Here is a 610-nt window from a genome sequence, read left to right on the forward strand (position 1 = left end):
TGGTGGCAGCGTACAACAAACAGCAACTATTGCGGTCACAGGCACTAATGACGCGCCAGTGGTGTCCAGTGAAGTACAACTTGCATCAGGCACTGAAGACACAAACATCACCCTCACTAAAGCCGCTTTGTTAGCCAATGCTACAGACATAGATGACAATGATGCGGGTCACCTTGATATTGCTAATTTAGTGGCCGATCACGGCACCATAGTCACCAATCAAGACGGCACTTTTACTTTTAGTCCTGATAAAGACTACAACGGCCAAGTGCATTTTACCTATGACGTAGTTGACGGAAATGGTGGTGTAGCGCACACAGGTGCTAGCACAAGCTTGGCTGCAGTAGGTGATGCAGCGGTGATCAGTGGCGTTGATACTGCAACATTAACTGAAAATACGGCAGGCCAAGATAAATCTCCTGACTATGCTCAACCCGGGATTGCAACTCTCGGACAAAAAATTCTTTATGCTTCAGGACAATTAACCATTACCGATGCAGATAATGGCGAGGCTATGTTTGGTGACCATAATCCGAGTGGGTATAACTATCATGGAGCTTATGGAGACTTAATTTTAACGCCTGATGGTAAATGGTTTTACCACGCAGAT

Annotated in this window: 1 protein-coding gene; it reads left to right on the forward strand. The window is 45.7% G+C overall.

Annotated features, from left to right (window positions below; translation table 11 throughout):
• Positions 1-610 (forward strand): cadherin-like domain-containing protein (locus L2672_RS17245; RefSeq protein WP_248997064.1); only part of this gene is annotated, 610 nt, incomplete at both ends.

Origin of the sequence: Shewanella gaetbuli (assembly GCF_023284065.1) — a bacterium.
GTDB lineage: Bacteria > Pseudomonadota > Gammaproteobacteria > Enterobacterales > Shewanellaceae > Shewanella > Shewanella gaetbuli.